This is a genomic window from Shewanella sp. Sh95, assembly GCF_001308045.1.
GTDB classification, from domain to species: Bacteria; Pseudomonadota; Gammaproteobacteria; order Enterobacterales; family Shewanellaceae; genus Shewanella; species Shewanella xiamenensis.
Genome location: NZ_LGYY01000262.1, coordinates 1 through 18,293, shown reverse-complemented (window position 1 = coordinate 18,293; position 18,293 = coordinate 1). Strand labels below are relative to the sequence as shown.

Here is an 18,293-nt window from a genome sequence, read left to right as displayed (position 1 = left end):
ATGACAGCGTAAATATGACTTGGATGTTACGGTATTTCATGTTAATTATAACGTTTGGTAAACAATTAACGCAGAACTGATTAGTGAGTATCATGTTTAGGGATGAAGATGAAACTACCCCACCTCGAGCTCATGAGGTTGAACGCTTAAAAAAGAGACTTAATCGCCTTAAATATTTGGCGAATAAGTATAAGCGTGCGGAAGTCGTTCAAAATGCGTTACTCGAATTATCCCATATCGCGACGCAAGTTCCGTCCCTCGAAGAATTCTATTTAGGTGTACACCATCACTTAAAGCAACTGATCTCTGCCGATAACTTTTTTATTGCAACACTGGATGTCACCACGGGGGTCATTTCTGTTCCCTTCTTCGCCGATGAAAAAGACGCCCATCCTTCTCAATTGTATCCAGAGCAGTCACTATCAACACTGTTGCAGCAAGGTTTGACTGGTTATGTATTCCGCACTGGTGAGACCCTACTGTGTAATGAAGCAAAAGTAGATAAACTTGTTCAAGCTGGAGAGATACTTAATCTAGGTTCGCCCTGCCACCTTTGGCTAGGGGTGCCGATAAAACATGAAGATACGGTCACTTCTGTTCTCGTTGTACAAACCTATGATACCAATGTCAGTTACGGCGATATCGAAGTCGAGTTAATGACCTTTATTTGCCACCACATTGCCGGCGTGATGGAAAGGCTTAAACATCAAGAACAACTAGAACAAGCCATTCAACAACGTACCAAGGAGCTCAGCCAAGCCTACGATAAACTCAAGCAAGAAGTGTACGAGCGACGTAGAGCTGAGCGACTGCAAAAATCATTATTTGAAATCGCCGAGCTGGCGAGTTCTGGCTCTGATAACCCTGATTTCTATGCTCAGTTGCATAATGTTATCCGCCATCTTATTCCAGCCAATAACTGTTATATCGCCCTCCTCAATGAAGCGGGTACACATTTAACCTTCCCATTTTATGTTTCCCAATTAGGCAACCAACACCCAGGAACTAGGCCACTGCAAGATGGGCTGACGGAGTATGTGCTTAAACACAAGCGCCCATTGCTCTTGGATCAAAATGACATTAATGGCTTGATTGCCTCGAAAGAGATTTATGCTAAGGCACCAGCCTTAAATCACACTCAGACAATGCATCAATGGATTGGTATACCTCTGTTTATCCATGATGAAGTCCGCGGCGCGCTGACGATTTATAGTTTTAGCATGACCCAAAACTACCAAACTAAAGATTTGGAGTTATTGACCTTTGTCTCGCAGCATATTGGGGCTGCCATTGAGAAAAAGCTTGCTGCGGAATCATTACGCCGTAGCTACGAAGATCTGGAAGAAAAAGTCGCGGCGAGGACCACTGCCCTCGCCGAGCTGAATAAGGATCTTGAAAAAGAAATCCGCCAGCGTCGCAATATGGAAGCCAAACTTGTCCATGATGCTAAGCACGATGCGCTCACAGGATTACCAAATCGTGCGATGTTTATGGAGCGACTCAATCAGGCTATCAAACATGTGCGGCGCCATAGCCTAGAGCAGTTTGCTCTGCTGTTTATCGACCTCGACCGCTTCAAGCAGATTAACGACACTATGGGTCATTTAGAGGGCGATAGATTCCTAATTGAGACCGCAACTCGCTTACGCGGCTGCATCCGTAGCAACGATACGTTGGCAAGACTCGGTGGCGATGAGTTTGTAATCCTGCTTGATACCATCAACGGTATCAACGATGCCCGTGATGTGGCCGAACGGGTCATTCAAAAAATCTCACAATCCTACAAATTAGGCGCTGTTGAATTCCATTCAGGAGCCAGTATTGGGATCACCATTAGCGGTAATAAGCTGGATACTAGTGAGTCCATGCTACGTAATGCCGACACAGCCATGTACCAAGCCAAGGCAAATGGCAAAGGCTGCTATGTGATTTTCGACGATAGCGCCTCCCAGCAAAAGATGCAGGATATTGCCTTCGAAAATGATTTTAAACAGGCATTGCACGCGGGCGAGTTACAGTTGAGCTTTCTACCTATTATCGACTTACACACACTGAAAACCCAAGCGCTTGAATGTCGATTAATCTGGGAACACCCGCTGTGGGGAACGATTCCACAGGATATTCTCAATAAATTAGCCGAACAAGCAAACCTCATGGTTGAGCTAGATAAATATCTGATAAATTTGGTAGATAAGAGTCAAAATCAACTACACGTCAGTCACGGGGAAACCATTGATTTACATCTGATGTTATCAAGCCAACACCTAAAACATAAGCATGTACTCCGTGGTTTAAAAAACACCCTCAAACAAACCCAATTAGTCATGCCACAGCTTTGGTTATTTTTTAATGAAAAAGCCTTAGTACAAGAGACAGAAAATCACATTAGTGGCTTTGAGTTATTGAAAAAACTGGGCGTGAATTTAGGGATTAGCCACTACGGTAGCGGCCACAGTCCGTTAAATAGCTTGTTATTTTTACCGATTAAGGGCTTAAAGCTCGATGCCAACATCACCAAACAGTTGCAGGATGAGCAACATATTAAATTGATGTCAGCCTATCAAAAGGCGGCCTCAACCTTAGACTTACAAACCTTTGTTGATGGTCTTCAGAGTACCGAGCAAGTGAAAATTTTCCACTCTTTAGGCTACAGTTTTGGCCAAGGGGGAGCCTTAGCTCACCCTTTTCCATTGATGAAAATCGAACAACAGGTTTGTGCCTGAAGGCAGTAATCATATGATTTACCATAGGATTACTGTTTTTTAAACATATCCCTTAAATTCGAGATATGGCTGCGCCCGGTCTGCATGCGCTCCTGCTCTGTTTGCTGCGGTTTGCGGTTTTCCCAAATCAGATCATCCTGCGGTAACTCATGCAGAAAACGGCTCGGCTCGCAGCGCATGGTCTCACCAAACTGGCGACGCTCACGGCAAAGAGTAAACCACAGCTCGCGCTGGGCGCGCGTAATCCCCACATACGCCAGGCGACGCTCTTCGTCGACGTTATCTTCATCTATGCTGGTTTGATGTGGCAGAATGCGCTCCTCAACCCCCACCATAAACACATAGGGGAATTCCAGCCCTTTAGACGCATGCAGCGTCATTAGCTGCACCTGATCGCCGCCTTCATCTTCGCTGTTACGCTCCATCATATCTCTAAGCGTTAGGCGGTTAACCACTTCCGGCAAGGTCATAGGTTCATCTAATTCATCCCCAGAGAGCATTTCCGTCACCCAGCGATACAACTCGGAGATGTTTTTCATCCGCATCTCGGCGGCCTTAGCACTGGTACTGGTCTCGTATAAATAGTCTTCGTAATTAATCTTACGGATCAACTGTTTTACGGCTTCAACCGGTTCGCCTCGTTCGGCGTGCTCACCCGTATCGACAATAAAGCGACCAAATTGATACAAGGCCGACATGGCATTAGGCGGTAAATGATGATTCAGATCAGGATCAAAAATCGCCTCGAACATGGAGATATGTTTCTCGTTGGCAAAGTTACCCAAACGCTCCAAGGTGGATGGACCTATACCCCGTTTAGGTAAGTTAACCACCCGCAAAAAGGCGTTATCATCATCGGGATTTACCACCAATTTAAGGTAGCCCATGATGTCTTTAATCTCTGCACGGGCAAAAAACGAGGTGCCGCCGCTTAACTTGTAAGGGATACGGTTAGTCATCAATGCACGCTCGAGCAGGCGAGACTGATGGTTACCCCGATACAGAATCGCGTAATCACCAAATTGGGTGCGACCGACAAACTTGTGGCGAATAATTTCGGCGACGACACGCTCTGCTTCTTGCTCCTCATTGGCGGCAAACAGCACCCGCATCGGCTCACCATAAGCCAGTTCGCTAAATAACGACTTATCATACACATGGGGATTGTTGGCGATAAGAATGTTAGCCGCCCGCAAAATTCGCTGGCTAGAGCGATAATTCTGTTCGAGTTTAATCAGCTTAAGCTTGGGAAAGTCTTTGCCCAACAGCACTAAGTTCTGCGGTTTAGCCCCGCGCCATGAATAGATGGACTGGTCATCGTCCCCCACCACAGTAAAACGCGCGCGCTCGCCCACCAGTAACTTAACCATTTCATACTGGGATGTGTTGGTATCTTGATATTCGTCCACCAGCAGGTATTGGATCTTGGTTTGCCAGCGCGTACGCACTTCTTCGTGATGCCTTAGCAATAGGGTCGGTAGCAGAATTAAGTCATCAAAATCCAAAGCGTTGTAGGCTTTCATATGCTGGGCATAACGCTGATACAACATGGCAAACAACTGTTGCTGTTCATCCTTTGCCAGCTTGCGCGCCTGGTCGGGAATAATCAGCCCCCCCTTCCAGTTGGAAATCGCCCCCGCGAGGGCTTTGAGTAGGTCCTTATCTTCCTGTAATTCTTTTTGAGTCAGTTCTTTGAGGAGCGCAAGCGTGTCTTGATCATCGAATAACGAGAATCCTGGCTTTAATCCCAGCACTTTATGCTCACGTTTTACAATCTCAAGCCCCAAAGTGTGGAAGGTCGAAATCCACAACCCTCTAGCCTCTTTGCGCCCCATAGACTGTGCGACCCGCTCCTTCATCTCGCGCGCGGCTTTGTTGGTAAAGGTTACCGCCGCGATATTGCGCGCATTGTAGCCACACTTTTGCACTAGATAGGCAATCTTGTTGATAATTACGCGTGTTTTGCCACTGCCCGCGCCCGCTAACACTAAGCAGGGACCCGAAACATAATGAACAGCATCATTTTGGGCAGGATTGAGTTTCATCGTCGCGCAATATCCAAACAAGTATTCTGAAGGGGGATGGGATCATAGCAGAAGCCAAGGTTTTAAGGCCAACAAATCCCGAGGTATCACAAAGGCGCATTTAGCCAACGAAAATCTCATCCTACACAATCGGATACCAAGAGGTTTGCCTGTAGAAAAACTAATTGCATACAGACTTTCCAAAATCACACTTTTGCCATTTTTTGAGCTAACTTGTTGCTAAGGTCAATTTCAACGATTAAAATCAACATGAATGAACGTTCATTCATGAGTTTAGATATTGGAAATTGAATGGATAATAACGCGACTTAATACTCCGCTCCGCCGAAAAAATTATTGCGACAGAGGGATTACATAATCTTTCAATGCAAAAGCTTGCCGCGGATGCCGGAGTCGCCGCAGGTACGATTTATCGCTACTTTAAAGACAAAGAAGATTTGATCATTGAGCTGCGTAAAGACGTATTACAACAAATTGCCAGCAAGTTGCTTGAAAACATTAATGAAGGCAGCTTTGACGAAAAATTTCGCCGCCTATGGTTCAAGATTGTTGAACTGGGTCGTGAACAATCCCATGCAAATTTGAGTTTTGCTCAGTATTCCCACCTCCCAGAGGTAGATGCACCTGAGCACCAAGCATTTGAAAGAGAAATATTTCAACCACTACACCAATTATTTGAGCAGGCAAAAAACCAAGGAATGATTCAAAAGCTTGATAATACCTTGTTGTTTTCTATCGCCTTTGAGCCGGCTATTGCCATAGGAAAACGCCTACGGCGAGGCCATTTGGAATGTACAGAAAATGAAATCCGGCGGGCATGTGAATTATGCCTAAAGGCCATTTCAATCAATCTTCAACTTTAACTCTAGGAATCTTTAGCACCATAAAAAAATGGACTCTAAGTATGCTAGCGATCGCTGTACTTGCCTTTGGCTCAGTGATCGGCTTTAACCTGATGGTAAAAAATAAAATCGCCGAGGCGATCGCCAATATGCCAGAGGCTGAGTTTCCTGTAACAGCCATGACATTAGATATGCAAAAGTGGCAACCCACAATTGATGCGATTGGCTTTGTTGAGCCGCATCAAGGGGTGACCATCTCCAACGAATTAGCAGGACGCGTCACCAGCATTAATTTTGAAAACGGTAGCCGAGTGGAAAAAGGCCAACTACTGGCCGAACTCGATGCCAAAGTGGAAAGAGCCAACCTTAAAAGCAAAATGGTACAACTGCCCGCCGCTGAGGCCGACTTTAAACGCCTTACAAAACTCTATGCGCAAAAGTCAGTCTCTAAACAGGATCTAGACAATAGTGAATCTAAATATCTGGCCTTACAGGCGGATATTGAAAGCTTAAAAGCCACTATCGAGCGCCGTGAAATCAGTGCGCCTTTCAGTGGTTTAGTGGGTATTCGTAACATTAACTTAGGTGAATATCTTCAGCCTGGTACCGATATTGTGCGTCTCGAAGATATCAGCACAATGAAAATCCGCTTCACTATTCCGCAAACCCAATTACCTCGTATTGCCGTAGGTCAAAAAATCCATGCGTTTGTGGACTCTTATCCTGAGCAACCCTTCGAAGGTGAAATTGCCGCGATTGAACCCGCCGTGTTTTACCAAAGCGGTCTGATCCAAGTGCAAGCACGCATTCCTAACGATAACGCCAAACTGCGTAGCGGGATGTTTGCCCGAGTATCCATCCTATTGCCAGAACTGAACGATCAGTTTGTACTGCCACAAACCGCCATCAACTTTACCCTTTATGGTAACTCTATTTACCTCATCAAAGAGGTCGAAGAAAACGGTAAAAAGCTGGCTAGAGTCGAGCAAATCAACCTGACGGTATTAGAGCGTAACGGCAATAACGCGCTGGTGAGTGGAGCGTTAAAAGCGGGAGATCGTATTGTCACCTCGGGGCAAATTCGCCTCAGTAACAACAGTAAAGTGACAGTGGTTGAAGACCAAGCCCTGACCCACTCCGACACTATGCCAAAGCTGTAATAGGAGCAAGATAATGCGCTTTACAGATATCTTTATTAGGCGACCCGTACTCGCCGCCTCAATCAGCTTTCTCTTGCTGCTGTTAGGCTTTAATGCCCTCAATAGCATGCAAGTGCGTGAATATCCGAAGATGACGAATACCGTAGTCACGGTATCGACCAGTTATTACGGCGCGGATGCAAATCTAATCCAAGGTTTTATTACTCAACCGTTAGAGCAAGCGTTAGCGCAGGCCGATAACGTTGACTTTATGACCTCAGAGAGCTTCCTCGGCACCTCGAAAATCTCGGTGTATATGAAGCTCAATACCGATCCGAATGGCGCCTTGGCCGATATTCTCGCTAAAGTGAACTCAGTGAGATCGCAACTGCCCAAAGAGGCTGAAGATCCCAGTGTTGAAATGTCCACTGGCTCGCAAACCTCTGTACTGTATATTTCATTTTTTAGTGACCAGATTAACTCAAGCCAGCTAACGGATTACCTTGAGCGCGTCGTCAAACCCCAGCTCTTTACCATTGACGGCGTTGCTAAGGTGAATTTACTCGGTGGTATTAAATACGCCATGCGTATATGGCTCGATCCGGCCAGAATGGGGGCGTTTAACCTCTCCTCCAGCGATGTAATGCAAGTATTGCAGGCGAACAACTATCAGTCAGCGGTAGGTCAAACCAACAGTGTTTACACCCTTTTTAACGGCACCGCAGACACTCAAGTTGCCACCATCGAAGAGTTAAAACGCTTAGTGATCGGCAGTAAAGACGGTTTAGTCGTTCGTCTCGGTGATATTGCCGATGTCAGCCTCGAAAAGAGCCATGATATCTTCCGCGCCTTAGCCAATGGCAAAGAAGCCGTGGTCATCGGCCTTGATGTCACGCCAACGGCTAACCCGCTTACCGTTACGGCTGATACCCGCGCCCTGTTACCTGAAATTGAGCGTAACTTACCGCCATCCATTGAATCGAGCATTCTGTACGACTCCTCACTCGCAATTGATGAATCGATTAAAGAAGTGGTTAAAACCATTGGTGAAGCCGCGATTATTGTTATCGTGGTAATCACTCTTTTCTTAGGTTCGCTTCGCGCCGTGGTGATCCCGATTGTGACCATTCCGCTCTCGCTGATTGGGGTTGCCATCATCATGCAGATGTTTGGTTTTACGCTCAATCTCATGACCCTACTGGCCATGGTGCTCGCCATTGGTTTGGTGGTTGACGATGCGATTGTGGTGGTCGAAAACGTCGACAGACATATCAAGCTGGGTGAATCGCCCTTTAGAGCCGCGATTATCGGTACCCGCGAAATCGCGGTGCCAGTGATCTCCATGACCATTACCCTCGCCGCGGTTTATGCGCCGATTGCCTTAATGGGCGGGATCACCGGCTCATTATTTAAGGAGTTTGCCCTTACACTCGCAGGTTCTGTGTTTATCTCGGGCATAGTGGCACTGACACTGTCACCCATGATGTGTGCCAAAATTCTCAAACCCCATACCGCACCTAATCGGTTCGAAATGGGAGTCGAAAACTTCCTCACGGGGCTGACTCGCCGTTACAGCAACATGCTAGATGCGGTGATGTTACATCGCCCAGTGATCGTCGCCTTTGCGATTATCGTGTTCGCTTCACTGCCAGTGTTGTTTAAGTTTATCCCGTCAGAACTGGCGCCCAACGAAGATAAAGGCGTAGTAATGATGATGGGCACGGCACCTTCGACTGCAAACTTGGACTACATCCAAGCCAATATGGGCTTAGTCACAGATATGATTAAGGCACAGCCTGAATCAGCCGCGTCACTCGCCTTTGTGGGCGTACCAAGTTCCAGCCAAGCCTTCGGGATAGCGCCATTAGTACCTTGGAGCGAGCGGGATAAGAGCCAAAAACAAATGCAGGAGTTTTTTGCTAAAGAAGTAAAACACATTCCTGGAATGGCGATTACCACCTTCCAAATGCCTGAGCTGCCTGGGGCGTCGAGTGGTTTACCGATTCAGTTTGTGATTACTACATCAAACTCCTTCGCCAGCCTCTTCCAAATCGGTACCAGCGTACTGGAAAAGGTGCAAAAGAGTCCCTTGTTTGTGTACTCAGAAATCAACCTGAAATTTGATTCAGGCACAATGAAACTGCATATCAAGCGTGACTTAGCCGGGACCTACGGCGTGACCATGCAAGATATCGGGATCACACTCGCCACCATGATGAGTGATGGCTATGTGAATCGCATTAACTTGGATGGTCGCTCCTACGAAGTGATCCCACAGGTGGAGCGTAAACTGCGGGCGAACCCAGAATCGCTGGCTAATTACTATGTCAAAGCCGCCGATGGTAAATCCATTCCGCTATCCAGCTTGGTTGATATTGAAATGGTGGCCGAGCCTCGCTCACTGCCGCACTTTAACCAAATGAATGCCTTGACTGTGGGTGGTGTAGCCGCGCCAGGCGTAGCCATTGGTGATGCCATCAGCTTTTTGCAAAATATTGGCGATAACGAGTTACCTAAGGGTTATAGCTACGACTTCCTCGGTGAAGCGCGCCAGTTTGTCACTGAAGGTTCAGCACTTTATGCCACTTTCTTACTGGCAATTGCGATTATTTTCTTAGTACTCGCCAGCCAATTTGAAAGCCTTAAAGATCCCTTAGTCATCTTGGTATCTGTGCCGCTGGCGATTAGCGGCGCCTTGATTGTACTCGGGTGGACCCATGTGTTTGGCTTAGCCAAAATTAATATCTACACCCAAGTAGGATTAATTACCTTAGTGGGTCTTATCACTAAACACGGGATCTTGATGTGCGAAGTGGCCAAAGAGGAGCAACTCCACCGTGGGCTATCTAAACTTGAGGCGATTAAACTGGCGGCAACCATCCGCTTACGCCCGATTTTAATGACCACAGCAGCGATGATTGCGGGTCTGTTACCGCTATTGTTTGCTTCCGGCGCAGGTGCGGTAGCACGCTTTAATATCGGTATTGTGATTGTCGCAGGTTTATCGATTGGGACCATTTTCACCCTGTTTGTATTACCGGTGATTTATACCTATCTTGCTGAAAAACATGAGCCTTTGCCCGTGTTTGACGAAGATACCGACGGGCTAGCCCACAACAGCTAACCGCATCCAAGTAAAACCTACGTCCCTTAAGACGTAGGTTTTGCAAGGCGGTTTTCTTTTGAAAGCCAACGTACTAGGTTACAATCCCCCCATTCAGTAAAGAGGCGGACAAGAAGATGATCAATCCAAAGAAAATCGAAGAAATGGCGAAGCAACTGAGCGATAGCCTGCCCAGCGGTCTTAAGCAATTTGCCGGCGAATTTGAAGAGCGCAGCAAGCAAGTGCTGCAAAATCAATTGCTCAAGTTGGATATGGTGTCCCGTGAGGAGTTTGAAGTACAACAGCATGTATTACTGAAAACCCGCGAGAAATTAGAAGCCCTGCAAGCACAAGTGAATGAGCTTGAGAAAAAGCTAAACGCCGCGGACTAACTTATAATGCCTGTTTGAAAGAGCACAGTTAGCGATAGCGCAGCTGTGCTTTTTTGTTTTAACACTTCAAGCATTAAGTCACTTAGGGAAATAATGCAACAACTCGCCAGCTACATCCTTGCTATTCAAGGCTATCCTAGCCCAGTTTCAGTGGTGAGCCACACCCAAGAGCAGCAAAGTTATCGAGACGATAATGCTGAAATGTGTGAATCTTTGACCTTATATCACTTCGATAACGGGGTTGTGGTCAGTCTGTTAAGCGAGCAAGATAAACAAGCTGATGAGCCAAACGCGGTTTGTGAGGATTATTGGTTGAGTTATCGAGTCGTCACCGCCAATATCGCGATTTCGCCGCAGCAAAAATCCTTTAGCAATCTTTGTCAGCAGCGCTTTTGGCTTAAGATGCAGCAAGGGCTTACCGAGTGAGAATAGTTGTGGGCGCCAAGACTTAAGCGCTCGAATTCGAATCGTCAGGGAAGAAGACAATGGATACTACAAGCACCACTTTCTATCAGGACTATCTGCTTTGGGGATTATTGCTCCTTGGCGGCCTGCCACTGCTCAGCTATCCCTTTGTAGTCCTCGCCAGCCTGATGGGACTTGCCAGCCGCACCACGATTAACGTGCATTGGTTTTACCAACTGATGAATAAATGCTTTTTATGGGGAACCCTTGCTTATCCCTTAGTGTACATTCCCTGCTACTGGCTCGCGCGGGGGGATAAGAGTTCATTATCCTTAGCCTATGCCGCCCTGCCGCTGTTCTTTTTGGCCCTGCTGTACCTGTGCTTTCGCTGGATGGATGTACCATCTAAAAACAAATGCCCTGATAACGACAAAGATCCCGATTAGATCTTCTGCTGCCGCCCGTATAGTTGTTTAAATGCCTTATGGTTAGCCTTCACCAGTTTCCAGCGGCTGCAACCATTAAAACGCGCATACTCAGCAACTGCCGTCTCAAATGCTGCACAGAAGTCATCATCCATGCCGCTAAATCCCTCTTCTAAAGTCAGCTGTTGTAATAACAGTAAACCGCTTTGCCGCTCGGCTTTCACATCCACTCGACCAACAAAGCAGTCACGCCACAAAATCGCGAGGGAGTAATAGCCATATTGGCGTTTTTCGGCGGGCACATAGACTTCAATTTGGTAATCAAAATCAAACCATTGCTTTAATCGCTGCCGCTGAATTAATAGATTATCGAAGGGATTGAGTAACCAGACTCGATTGGGTATTGCAGCGGTTATTTGCAGCTCGGGGCGATAAAAATACCATTGCCCTTCGGCCTTAAAGCTTGTCAACTCACCTTGAGACTGCATAGCGGCTAATTGCTCATTCACATTAGCTTTTATGCCTTTGCGCAGATAAGCGATTTGCGCTGCCGAGCCAAAGGCATGGGCATCGAGATAACGCTCAATCAAATGGCGAGCAAACTCGGTCTCACTCGGGGCTTGGCTATCGATATGACTTGGGAGCACGCGCTCAGTCAAATCATAGCATTTTTGAAATTTCTCCCGCCGCACCACCATTAGCTCGCCGCGCATAAACAACTGTTCTAGCGCCTTTTTGGCGGGTTTCCAGTCCCACCAGGCACCGTTTTTGCCTTCAGTATGCTCAAAGTCACTGGCTTTAAGTGGCCCTTCGGCGCGAATGCGGGCACGCACTTCCTGCATCACCTTATCGTCTGGCTCAAACCAATGTTTGCCGCCATTTTGCAGCTGTTGTTTACGTTGCAAACTAAAACGGTAGTCGGCAATGGGTAAATATGCCGCCGCATGGGACCAATATTCAAAAATCTCACCCTGTGCTAACGCTGTATCTAACATCTGCGGTTGATACTGTGGTATCCGGCTATGCAACACATGGTGGTGCGCCCGCTCGACCACATTAATCGAATCGATTTGCACATACCCGAGACGGCTAATAAGCTCACAGACCGACGTCTGCGGTTGTAATAAGCCCTGCTGTTGCATATTCAATTGCAACCACTCACGGGGTGAAAAAGGGCTCGACATAAATTCTCCCAAAATGCTCAAAACGATTGCGCCCTAAGATTGATGCCATGACTGACGGATGATCAAAAGGATAATCCTCTTACTTTTGTCGGATATTTCGTAAACTTAGCGTGAATTTGTCAGCTCGCGTACAACTTGAGTTAACATAGGGCATTTCCTCGCTTAGGGCTATCGCTTACCTCGAGTCAAACAACTCCCTCTTACAAAGGTTAGCCCCTCATTAAGGATTGATGAATGAATATCTATTACCGCGAAGCCAAACTCTGCGGCCGTAAAACCGGCAATGGTACTAAACTGCCATTTTTAATGAATATGCTGTACTCACTCGGTGAAAAGAATGGCGAGTTACAACCTTTCAGCATCGACGATATTAAGGCAGTCCTGTTTAACCAACATCAATCGATTGGCTGCTCCATTAAAGCGCCTTTACCCATAGTCTCTTGGCGTAGCGAAGCCATTTGGTACGAGCTATTCAAAGGTGAAGCGCCCGTGTATCTGCCCCAATGCATCACCTTTAGCAATGGCGCAATCGACTATGCAATTGTCGTGATTGGCGATGAGTATGAGCTACGTATTTGGCCGGACTGCAATAATCGTGAGCGTGAAAAACACCAATGGTTTTCACACCATGCCGCCGTATACTCCGAAGAAATCGATGTCTTTAAGGAATGTCTTGAGGTGCTACTCAAACATATCCGCAAGGAAGATGACTTTGAGGCTAAACACCCGAAATTTGGCAAACAACGCACCAGTTCAAAATAGGTTTTAGCGCACTTAAAGGCGATTGCCATAATTTTGCCACTATTGATCAGCAACTTGCCCGCAACTTCCGTGGGCAAATCTGTTTTAATACCCGCCGTAATATCGAGTTAGCCCAACAGTATGCAATGGCGACTCGCGCGTATTTCATAGGGAATGAAATCCATGTTTAACATTATTTTCTGGGTGCTCACGTTACTGAGTTTGGCGCTGTTTGGCGGCGCAATTTATTTAGTGGCGCGCGCACTCCTTAAAAAACTCAATCGTGATCAAGGAACCGATATGTCAACACAAGAGCCGTGGGCAGCAACTACGACAAAGGGAACGGCATTAAAAAACACCACCTTATTAAAAGCCATCACCATTGGCATACTATCGATTGTGGCCTTGCTACCGCTCGGGATCATTATGGATATGACGTCCGATCGCGAAATGCTTTACAACAGCGTGGTCGATGAAATCGGCCGTTCATGGGGCGAGCAGCAAACTCTCTCAGGCCCAGCGTTGGTGATCCCCTACAGTTATTTTGTGATGCAAGAAGAAGTCAGTAACGACGGCAAAACCCGCCACGAAGTGAAGCGCACCTATCAAGATGAGCTGGTGATTCTGCCGAAAAAGCTCACTCTCGATTTAGACCTAAAACATGATTTCCGTACCCGTGGCATTTATCAATCGCTGGTGTATAACGCTGCGCTTAAGGGGCAGGCTGACTTTCGCTTAAATCGTTATGACATTCCTAACCTTATCGCCTTTGATAACAAAAATGCCCGTTTAGTCTTTGGTGTGTCATCAAACCAAGCAATTGATAAAGTAGAAAAGATTGAGGTGACAGGCGATTCAGTCTTACTCTCTGGCTCGCTGATGTCGGGCACTGGCTTGACGACTGGCGGTCTAGAGAAAGGCTTTAACCAAGGGATCCAAGTCGGCGAAGCAAGTGATTTTAGCGTGAACTTTGCCATGACACTGCGCGGCTCTCAGTCGATTAGTGCCCTGCCATTAGGCGAGCAAACCTTGTTGAATATCCATGCCGACTGGCCGCACCCGAGTTTTAAAGGCTTACTCCCAGCAGAGCGCGAAATCACTGCCAACGGATTTACCGCCAGCTGGAATATCAGTCACTTAACTCGCAACTATCCGCAGGAGTTTATTAAGAGTAATCAGTCGACGCTTACCGAAGTCGTGGCCAATGCCATGTTATTTGAACCTGTAACCCATTACGGCAAGATTGAGCGCTCAGTTAAATACGGCCTACTGTTTATCGTACTGACTTTTATCATGTTATTTATCTTCGAGCTGGGTCAAAAGACCAGCCTAAGCACAGTGCAATATATGCTGGTTGGCAGTGCGATGGCCCTGTTCTACCTGCTGTTACTGTCACTCTCGGAGCATCTTGCCTTCCTGCAAGCCTATCTGATCGCCGCCTGTATTCCTGTACTGTCGGTATCCGCCTATGTGGGCAGTGCTACCGCTAGCCTTAAGCGTGGTGCAATTGTCGGCACTATGCTGGTGAGCTTGTATGCGGTGTTGTACTCAATACTGCAATTAGAAGATTACGCCCTACTGATGGGTACTGGCTTGTTATTAGTGGTTTTACTGATTTTGATGTTCGTAACCCGTCATCAACCCAAGGACACAGTGCAATAGCACCTACCGCTCCACCCTTGAAGACCCCCGACAGCGCACTTTTTGCTGTCGGGATTTTTTTATTGGCAAGACCACATGTGACATGTAGCCTATTGCGTTTACTCGGAGGCAAATATTTTGACTCATCCAGCCTATCTTCTACGTCGTTTGGCGCTTGTATGGTTACTGCTAGCAGCGATTCCAAGCCTACTGTTACTTACGCAAAATCAATTATTTCCGCTGCTCGATCTACAATCGCCCTTAGCCAGAGCCTTGTACTGGCTCACCACAACCGGCACAGCGCCCTATGGTGTTGCGACTGTTTTAGTCGTGTTGGCGCTTGCCTATTGTTATATGCCTAAAGCATTATTTATTAACTTGTTTTTAGCCATCAGCCTAAGCCAAGTATTAAGCCTAAGCACTAGCCATGCCCTTAAAAGTTTTTTTAAAGAGCCAAGGCCCAATCTGGTGTATCTATCTGAGCAAGCACTCCCAGATGATGCACAGTTAACTCCGCAAACCTTCTATCAACTCGCAAAACCAGAACGCTCACAGGCCATTGCTGAGGCGCTGACCGAGCTGCAAACGAGAACCTCAGCGGTAAAACTGTCCCCAAAAATCCACCAACATTGGGAAGATGAAATCGGCTATTCCTTCCCGTCTGGACACACCATTTTTGCCGTAACCTTAGTGCTAACCGCCAGCTACTATCTGCTTTTAGCGGGTTTACCTCTATTCACCAGTGCGTTATTGGTTTGGGGATTATTGATGGGCCTAAGCCGTATGCTACTCGGCATGCACTGGCCGCAGGATGTGCTCTTTTCCACCCTACTGGCCGCAATCATCAGCAGCTTAAGCATATTTTTGGTCAGTAAAATGCGTCTATTCACGCAAAGGTTTGCGAAAACCTCTTCGCAATAACGCCTAGACCGACAATTCGCCATCAGACCTTTATACCAATCGTATTAAATATCTGTTCATTCAGCGGGAGTTAAACGCGCTTTAGACAAGGCGAAGGCTTGAAGGCATAGTGGTGCTCTGTCGAAAGCCTTAAACGCAGTATAAAGCACGTTCAACCCCGCCCTTCGGGAGCCTCACAGGCATCTCACTCCGGTGTTGCATTGACTTAAAAGGGAATGACCATTTCTGCGTCAATGCGCCTTGGATTGAAATGCCTGTGAGGCTCTGAACTGATTAGATATTTAATGTGATTGGTATTACACAAGATTTTTGGCAAACAGCGCTAACACTGGCAAACTAGGGGTAGAGTCCGCTACCCCTAAACTTTCCATGACTGAAACTCACCCATATAAACTCGACCAACTCGATTTAACCATTTTGCGTTTACTGCAAACCCACGGCAGGTTATCGAATCTTGAACTGGCAACGAAAGTCGGCCTGTCGCCGTCCCCTTGCTCACGCCGCGTTAAAGCCCTAGAAGAAGCGGGTTATATTGCTGATTATGCGACGCGTCTGTCAGCGGATAAATTCAACCTACATTTGACTGCGTATATCCATGTAAGGATGGAAAAACACACGCCTGCAATCCTCAACCAATTTGAAGCCAATATACAGGGCTACGAAGAAGTCCAAGAATGCGCGCTGATCACGGGTTCTGAAGCCGACTATCAACTCAAAGTGTTAGTCCAAGATATGGCGCACTTTCGTACTTTTCTGTTAGATAAACTCACCACAAATGTGCATATCGCAGGTGTGCATTCCAGCTTCGTGTTGAAAAAGGTCAAGGAGCACACGGCCATCCCCTTAAGCCATATCACTATTGAACCCTAAGCGCAGTAAAAGCGGCAACTTCTGCGATAGCGTGAGACCAATGCAGCTATGGTTGCAGCGTAGCTCCTCCAAACTACTCATCCTGCGAAAGGTATTTTTGGCGATAAGATCACAATTTATTAGGTTTTTACTATCGCAATTAATCGCTAAAGCGAGGCAGTCAGCCACCGCCACGTGCAACATAATCGCGAACCTCACCATAAATCAAAATTTAACACCAAAATTAAAGCAAAATACAAATAATAATTGCAGATTAATATCAATTTAACGCACTAAAATTGCGTTGAACTTCTTATTTATCCGCCTAAGATACGCCTTCTTTTTACGGGAGGCACAATGCAATCGGCCAATACAAATTCGACTAACCATTTCAGCTCACGCTTAGGTTTTATTATGGCGGCAGCCGGCAGTGCCGTTGGTGTCGGCAACATTTGGGGATTCCCCACCCAAGCGGCAACCCATGGCGGCGGTGCCTTTTTGCTGGTGTACCTAGTACTGATTTTTATCCTAGGCATTCCCATGCTGATGGCTGAACTTATGATTGGTCGCCACGGACAAACCAACCCCGCCGATGCCATGGGTAAACTCGGTTGCAACTCGCTCAGCCGCAATTTAGGCAAGACAATAGGATTAATTTCTATCGTAACAGCAGGGTTGATCTACACCTTCTACAGCATTCTTTCTGGCTGGTTTGTGAGCTACGCCATCGCCCCAATTGCCACGGCTATGGGCTCGCACGATACCGCCGCTTGGCTAGTGGATTTCTCGCTATCGCGCAATCTGGTGTTCACGCTAATTTTTAGCGCACTGGTATTTCTGGTATTGCTGCAAGGCGTGCAAGACGGCATAGAGAAATGGTCTAAACGCTTAATGCCGCTATTGTTGATCATGCTGATCGCAGGCGTGGCCTATATCTTCACCCTCAATGGCGCGAGTGAAGGTATTACCGCACTATTAACGCCTAACGTTGCCAAGGCTATCGCGCCAGATACCTTGCTGAGCGCACTCGGACAGACTTTTTTCTCACTGACCATAGGCACTGGTGCCATGATGGTTTATGGCAGCTATTTGAGCCAAAAAGAGAATATTGCCAAATTAACCATCTGGGTTGCCTTTACCGATAGCGGCATCGCCTTTCTCGCCGCCTTTTTAATCATCCCAGCCATGTATGTGGCCCAGCATAATGGCGTGCAGATTTTTAGTGCAGAAGGCAAGTTGATCGATTCGGATGCATTGGTCTTTACTGTTTTACCCGCCTTATTCTCAACCCTAGGCGACACGGCCAACCTCATTATTAGCGTAGTGTTCTTTATGCTGCTGATCATCGCCGGCCTGACGTCAGCCATTTCCATCGCCGAGGTGCCAACGAGTTATGTGATGCAAAAATGTGGATTCAGCCGCCAACGTGCTACCTTGATCATCGGCCTATTGTTGACCTCATTATCCTTATTACTGGCGGTATTTTTTGAGACGCTATTTAGTTTCACTATCATGCTAACCACGCAAATGGCCCAACCGCTGGTAGCCCTCGGTATTGCGATTTACTTAGGTTGGATTTGGCGCCAAAGCCAGTTACTCAAGGCGATAAGTGGACAAGAGGGTGTCGATGCCACCGGGCTTTTCTGGCGTATTTGGCCAAGGTACGTGAAGTATATTTGCCCAGTACTAATCATCGCGATCGCGATCAGGCAATTTGTGTAACCTCTTTCCAAACGCTAACAATCCATGCTGAGTTCTGAAGAATCCCCTGATGATTTACAAATAAATCATCAAATTAGGGTGGAAGCGCATCTTGTTGCATGATCAAATGGTTTCGCTAAAAACTACACTTGGACAACAAGATGCGCGAAGCCAATATCCTA

Annotated in this window: 14 protein-coding genes; 12 read left to right on the top strand and 2 right to left on the bottom strand. The window is 46.8% G+C overall.

Annotated elements, in window-relative coordinates; all coding sequences use genetic code 11:
- The first annotated feature begins 92 nt into the window (after positions 1–92).
- The gene (locus AEA42_RS19155) at positions 93–2,723 is read left to right on the top strand and encodes a diguanylate cyclase (RefSeq protein ID WP_055648563.1); all 2,631 of its coding nucleotides are present in this window, start codon (positions 93–95) and stop codon (positions 2,721–2,723) included.
- Between the two features lie 29 nt (positions 2,724–2,752).
- On the opposite strand, the gene rep is transcribed toward AEA42_RS19155, so the two are convergent.
- Positions 2,753–4,768: a DNA helicase Rep gene (gene rep / locus AEA42_RS19150; protein WP_011715602.1), complete on the bottom strand. Its 2,016-nt coding sequence runs from the start codon at positions 4,766–4,768 to the stop codon at positions 2,753–2,755.
- A gap of 365 nt (positions 4,769–5,133) precedes the next feature.
- Between rep and AEA42_RS19145 the strand changes: the two genes are divergently transcribed.
- The 6 genes from AEA42_RS19145 to AEA42_RS19120 all read left to right on the top strand — a co-directional run bounded on the left by AEA42_RS19145 (position 5,134) and on the right by AEA42_RS19120 (position 11,095).
- Positions 5,134–5,631 carry a TetR/AcrR family transcriptional regulator gene (locus AEA42_RS19145; protein ID WP_231640420.1) on the top strand — a complete coding sequence of 166 codons (498 nt, stop codon included), beginning with the start codon at positions 5,134–5,136 and terminating at the stop codon, positions 5,629–5,631.
- A gap of 20 nt (positions 5,632–5,651) precedes the next feature.
- Positions 5,652–6,770 carry an efflux RND transporter periplasmic adaptor subunit gene (locus AEA42_RS19140; RefSeq protein WP_055648568.1) on the top strand — a complete coding sequence of 373 codons (1,119 nt, stop codon included), beginning with the start codon at positions 5,652–5,654 and terminating at the stop codon, positions 6,768–6,770.
- A gap of 13 nt (positions 6,771–6,783) precedes the next feature.
- Entirely contained in the window at positions 6,784–9,873 is a 3,090-nt protein-coding gene (locus AEA42_RS19135) for a multidrug efflux RND transporter permease subunit (RefSeq protein ID WP_055648561.1), read from the top strand.
- Positions 9,874–9,989: 116 nt separating this feature from the next.
- Positions 9,990–10,244, top strand: a complete 255-nt coding sequence (locus AEA42_RS19130) for an accessory factor UbiK family protein (protein ID WP_023266071.1) — start codon at positions 9,990–9,992, stop codon at positions 10,242–10,244.
- A gap of 93 nt (positions 10,245–10,337) precedes the next feature.
- Positions 10,338–10,670 carry a hypothetical protein gene (locus tag AEA42_RS19125; RefSeq protein WP_055648560.1) on the top strand — a complete coding sequence of 111 codons (333 nt, stop codon included), beginning with the start codon at positions 10,338–10,340 and terminating at the stop codon, positions 10,668–10,670.
- Between the two features lie 59 nt (positions 10,671–10,729).
- Complete coding sequence (locus tag AEA42_RS19120) at positions 10,730–11,095, top strand: hypothetical protein (protein ID WP_055648559.1); 366 nt, start codon at positions 10,730–10,732, stop codon at positions 11,093–11,095.
- Here the strand turns inward: AEA42_RS19120 and AEA42_RS19115 are convergent.
- Positions 11,092–12,258 (bottom strand): crosslink repair DNA glycosylase YcaQ family protein, encoded by a 1,167-nt coding sequence (locus tag AEA42_RS19115; protein ID WP_055648558.1) that lies wholly within the window; start codon positions 12,256–12,258, stop codon positions 11,092–11,094. The two genes, AEA42_RS19120 and AEA42_RS19115, sit on opposite strands and share 4 nt — an antisense overlap.
- A gap of 234 nt (positions 12,259–12,492) precedes the next feature.
- On the opposite strand from AEA42_RS19115, the gene AEA42_RS19110 reads away from it, so the two are divergent.
- The 5 genes from AEA42_RS19110 (at position 12,493) to AEA42_RS19090 (ending at position 18,132) form a co-directional block, all read left to right on the top strand.
- Entirely contained in the window at positions 12,493–13,020 is a 528-nt protein-coding gene (locus tag AEA42_RS19110; RefSeq protein WP_055648557.1) for a hypothetical protein, read from the top strand.
- A gap of 162 nt (positions 13,021–13,182) precedes the next feature.
- Entirely contained in the window at positions 13,183–14,661 is a 1,479-nt protein-coding gene (gene creD, locus AEA42_RS19105) for a cell envelope integrity protein CreD (RefSeq protein WP_055648556.1), read from the top strand.
- A gap of 117 nt (positions 14,662–14,778) precedes the next feature.
- Entirely contained in the window at positions 14,779–15,561 is a 783-nt protein-coding gene (locus AEA42_RS19100) for a phosphatase PAP2 family protein (RefSeq protein WP_037427709.1), read from the top strand.
- Positions 15,562–15,930: 369 nt separating this feature from the next.
- Entirely contained in the window at positions 15,931–16,431 is a 501-nt protein-coding gene (locus AEA42_RS19095; protein ID WP_055648555.1) for an Lrp/AsnC family transcriptional regulator, read from the top strand.
- 336 nt (positions 16,432–16,767) lie between these two features.
- Positions 16,768–18,132 (top strand): sodium-dependent transporter, encoded by a 1,365-nt coding sequence (locus AEA42_RS19090; protein WP_055648554.1) that lies wholly within the window; start codon positions 16,768–16,770, stop codon positions 18,130–18,132.
- Positions 18,133–18,293 lie beyond the last annotated feature (161 nt).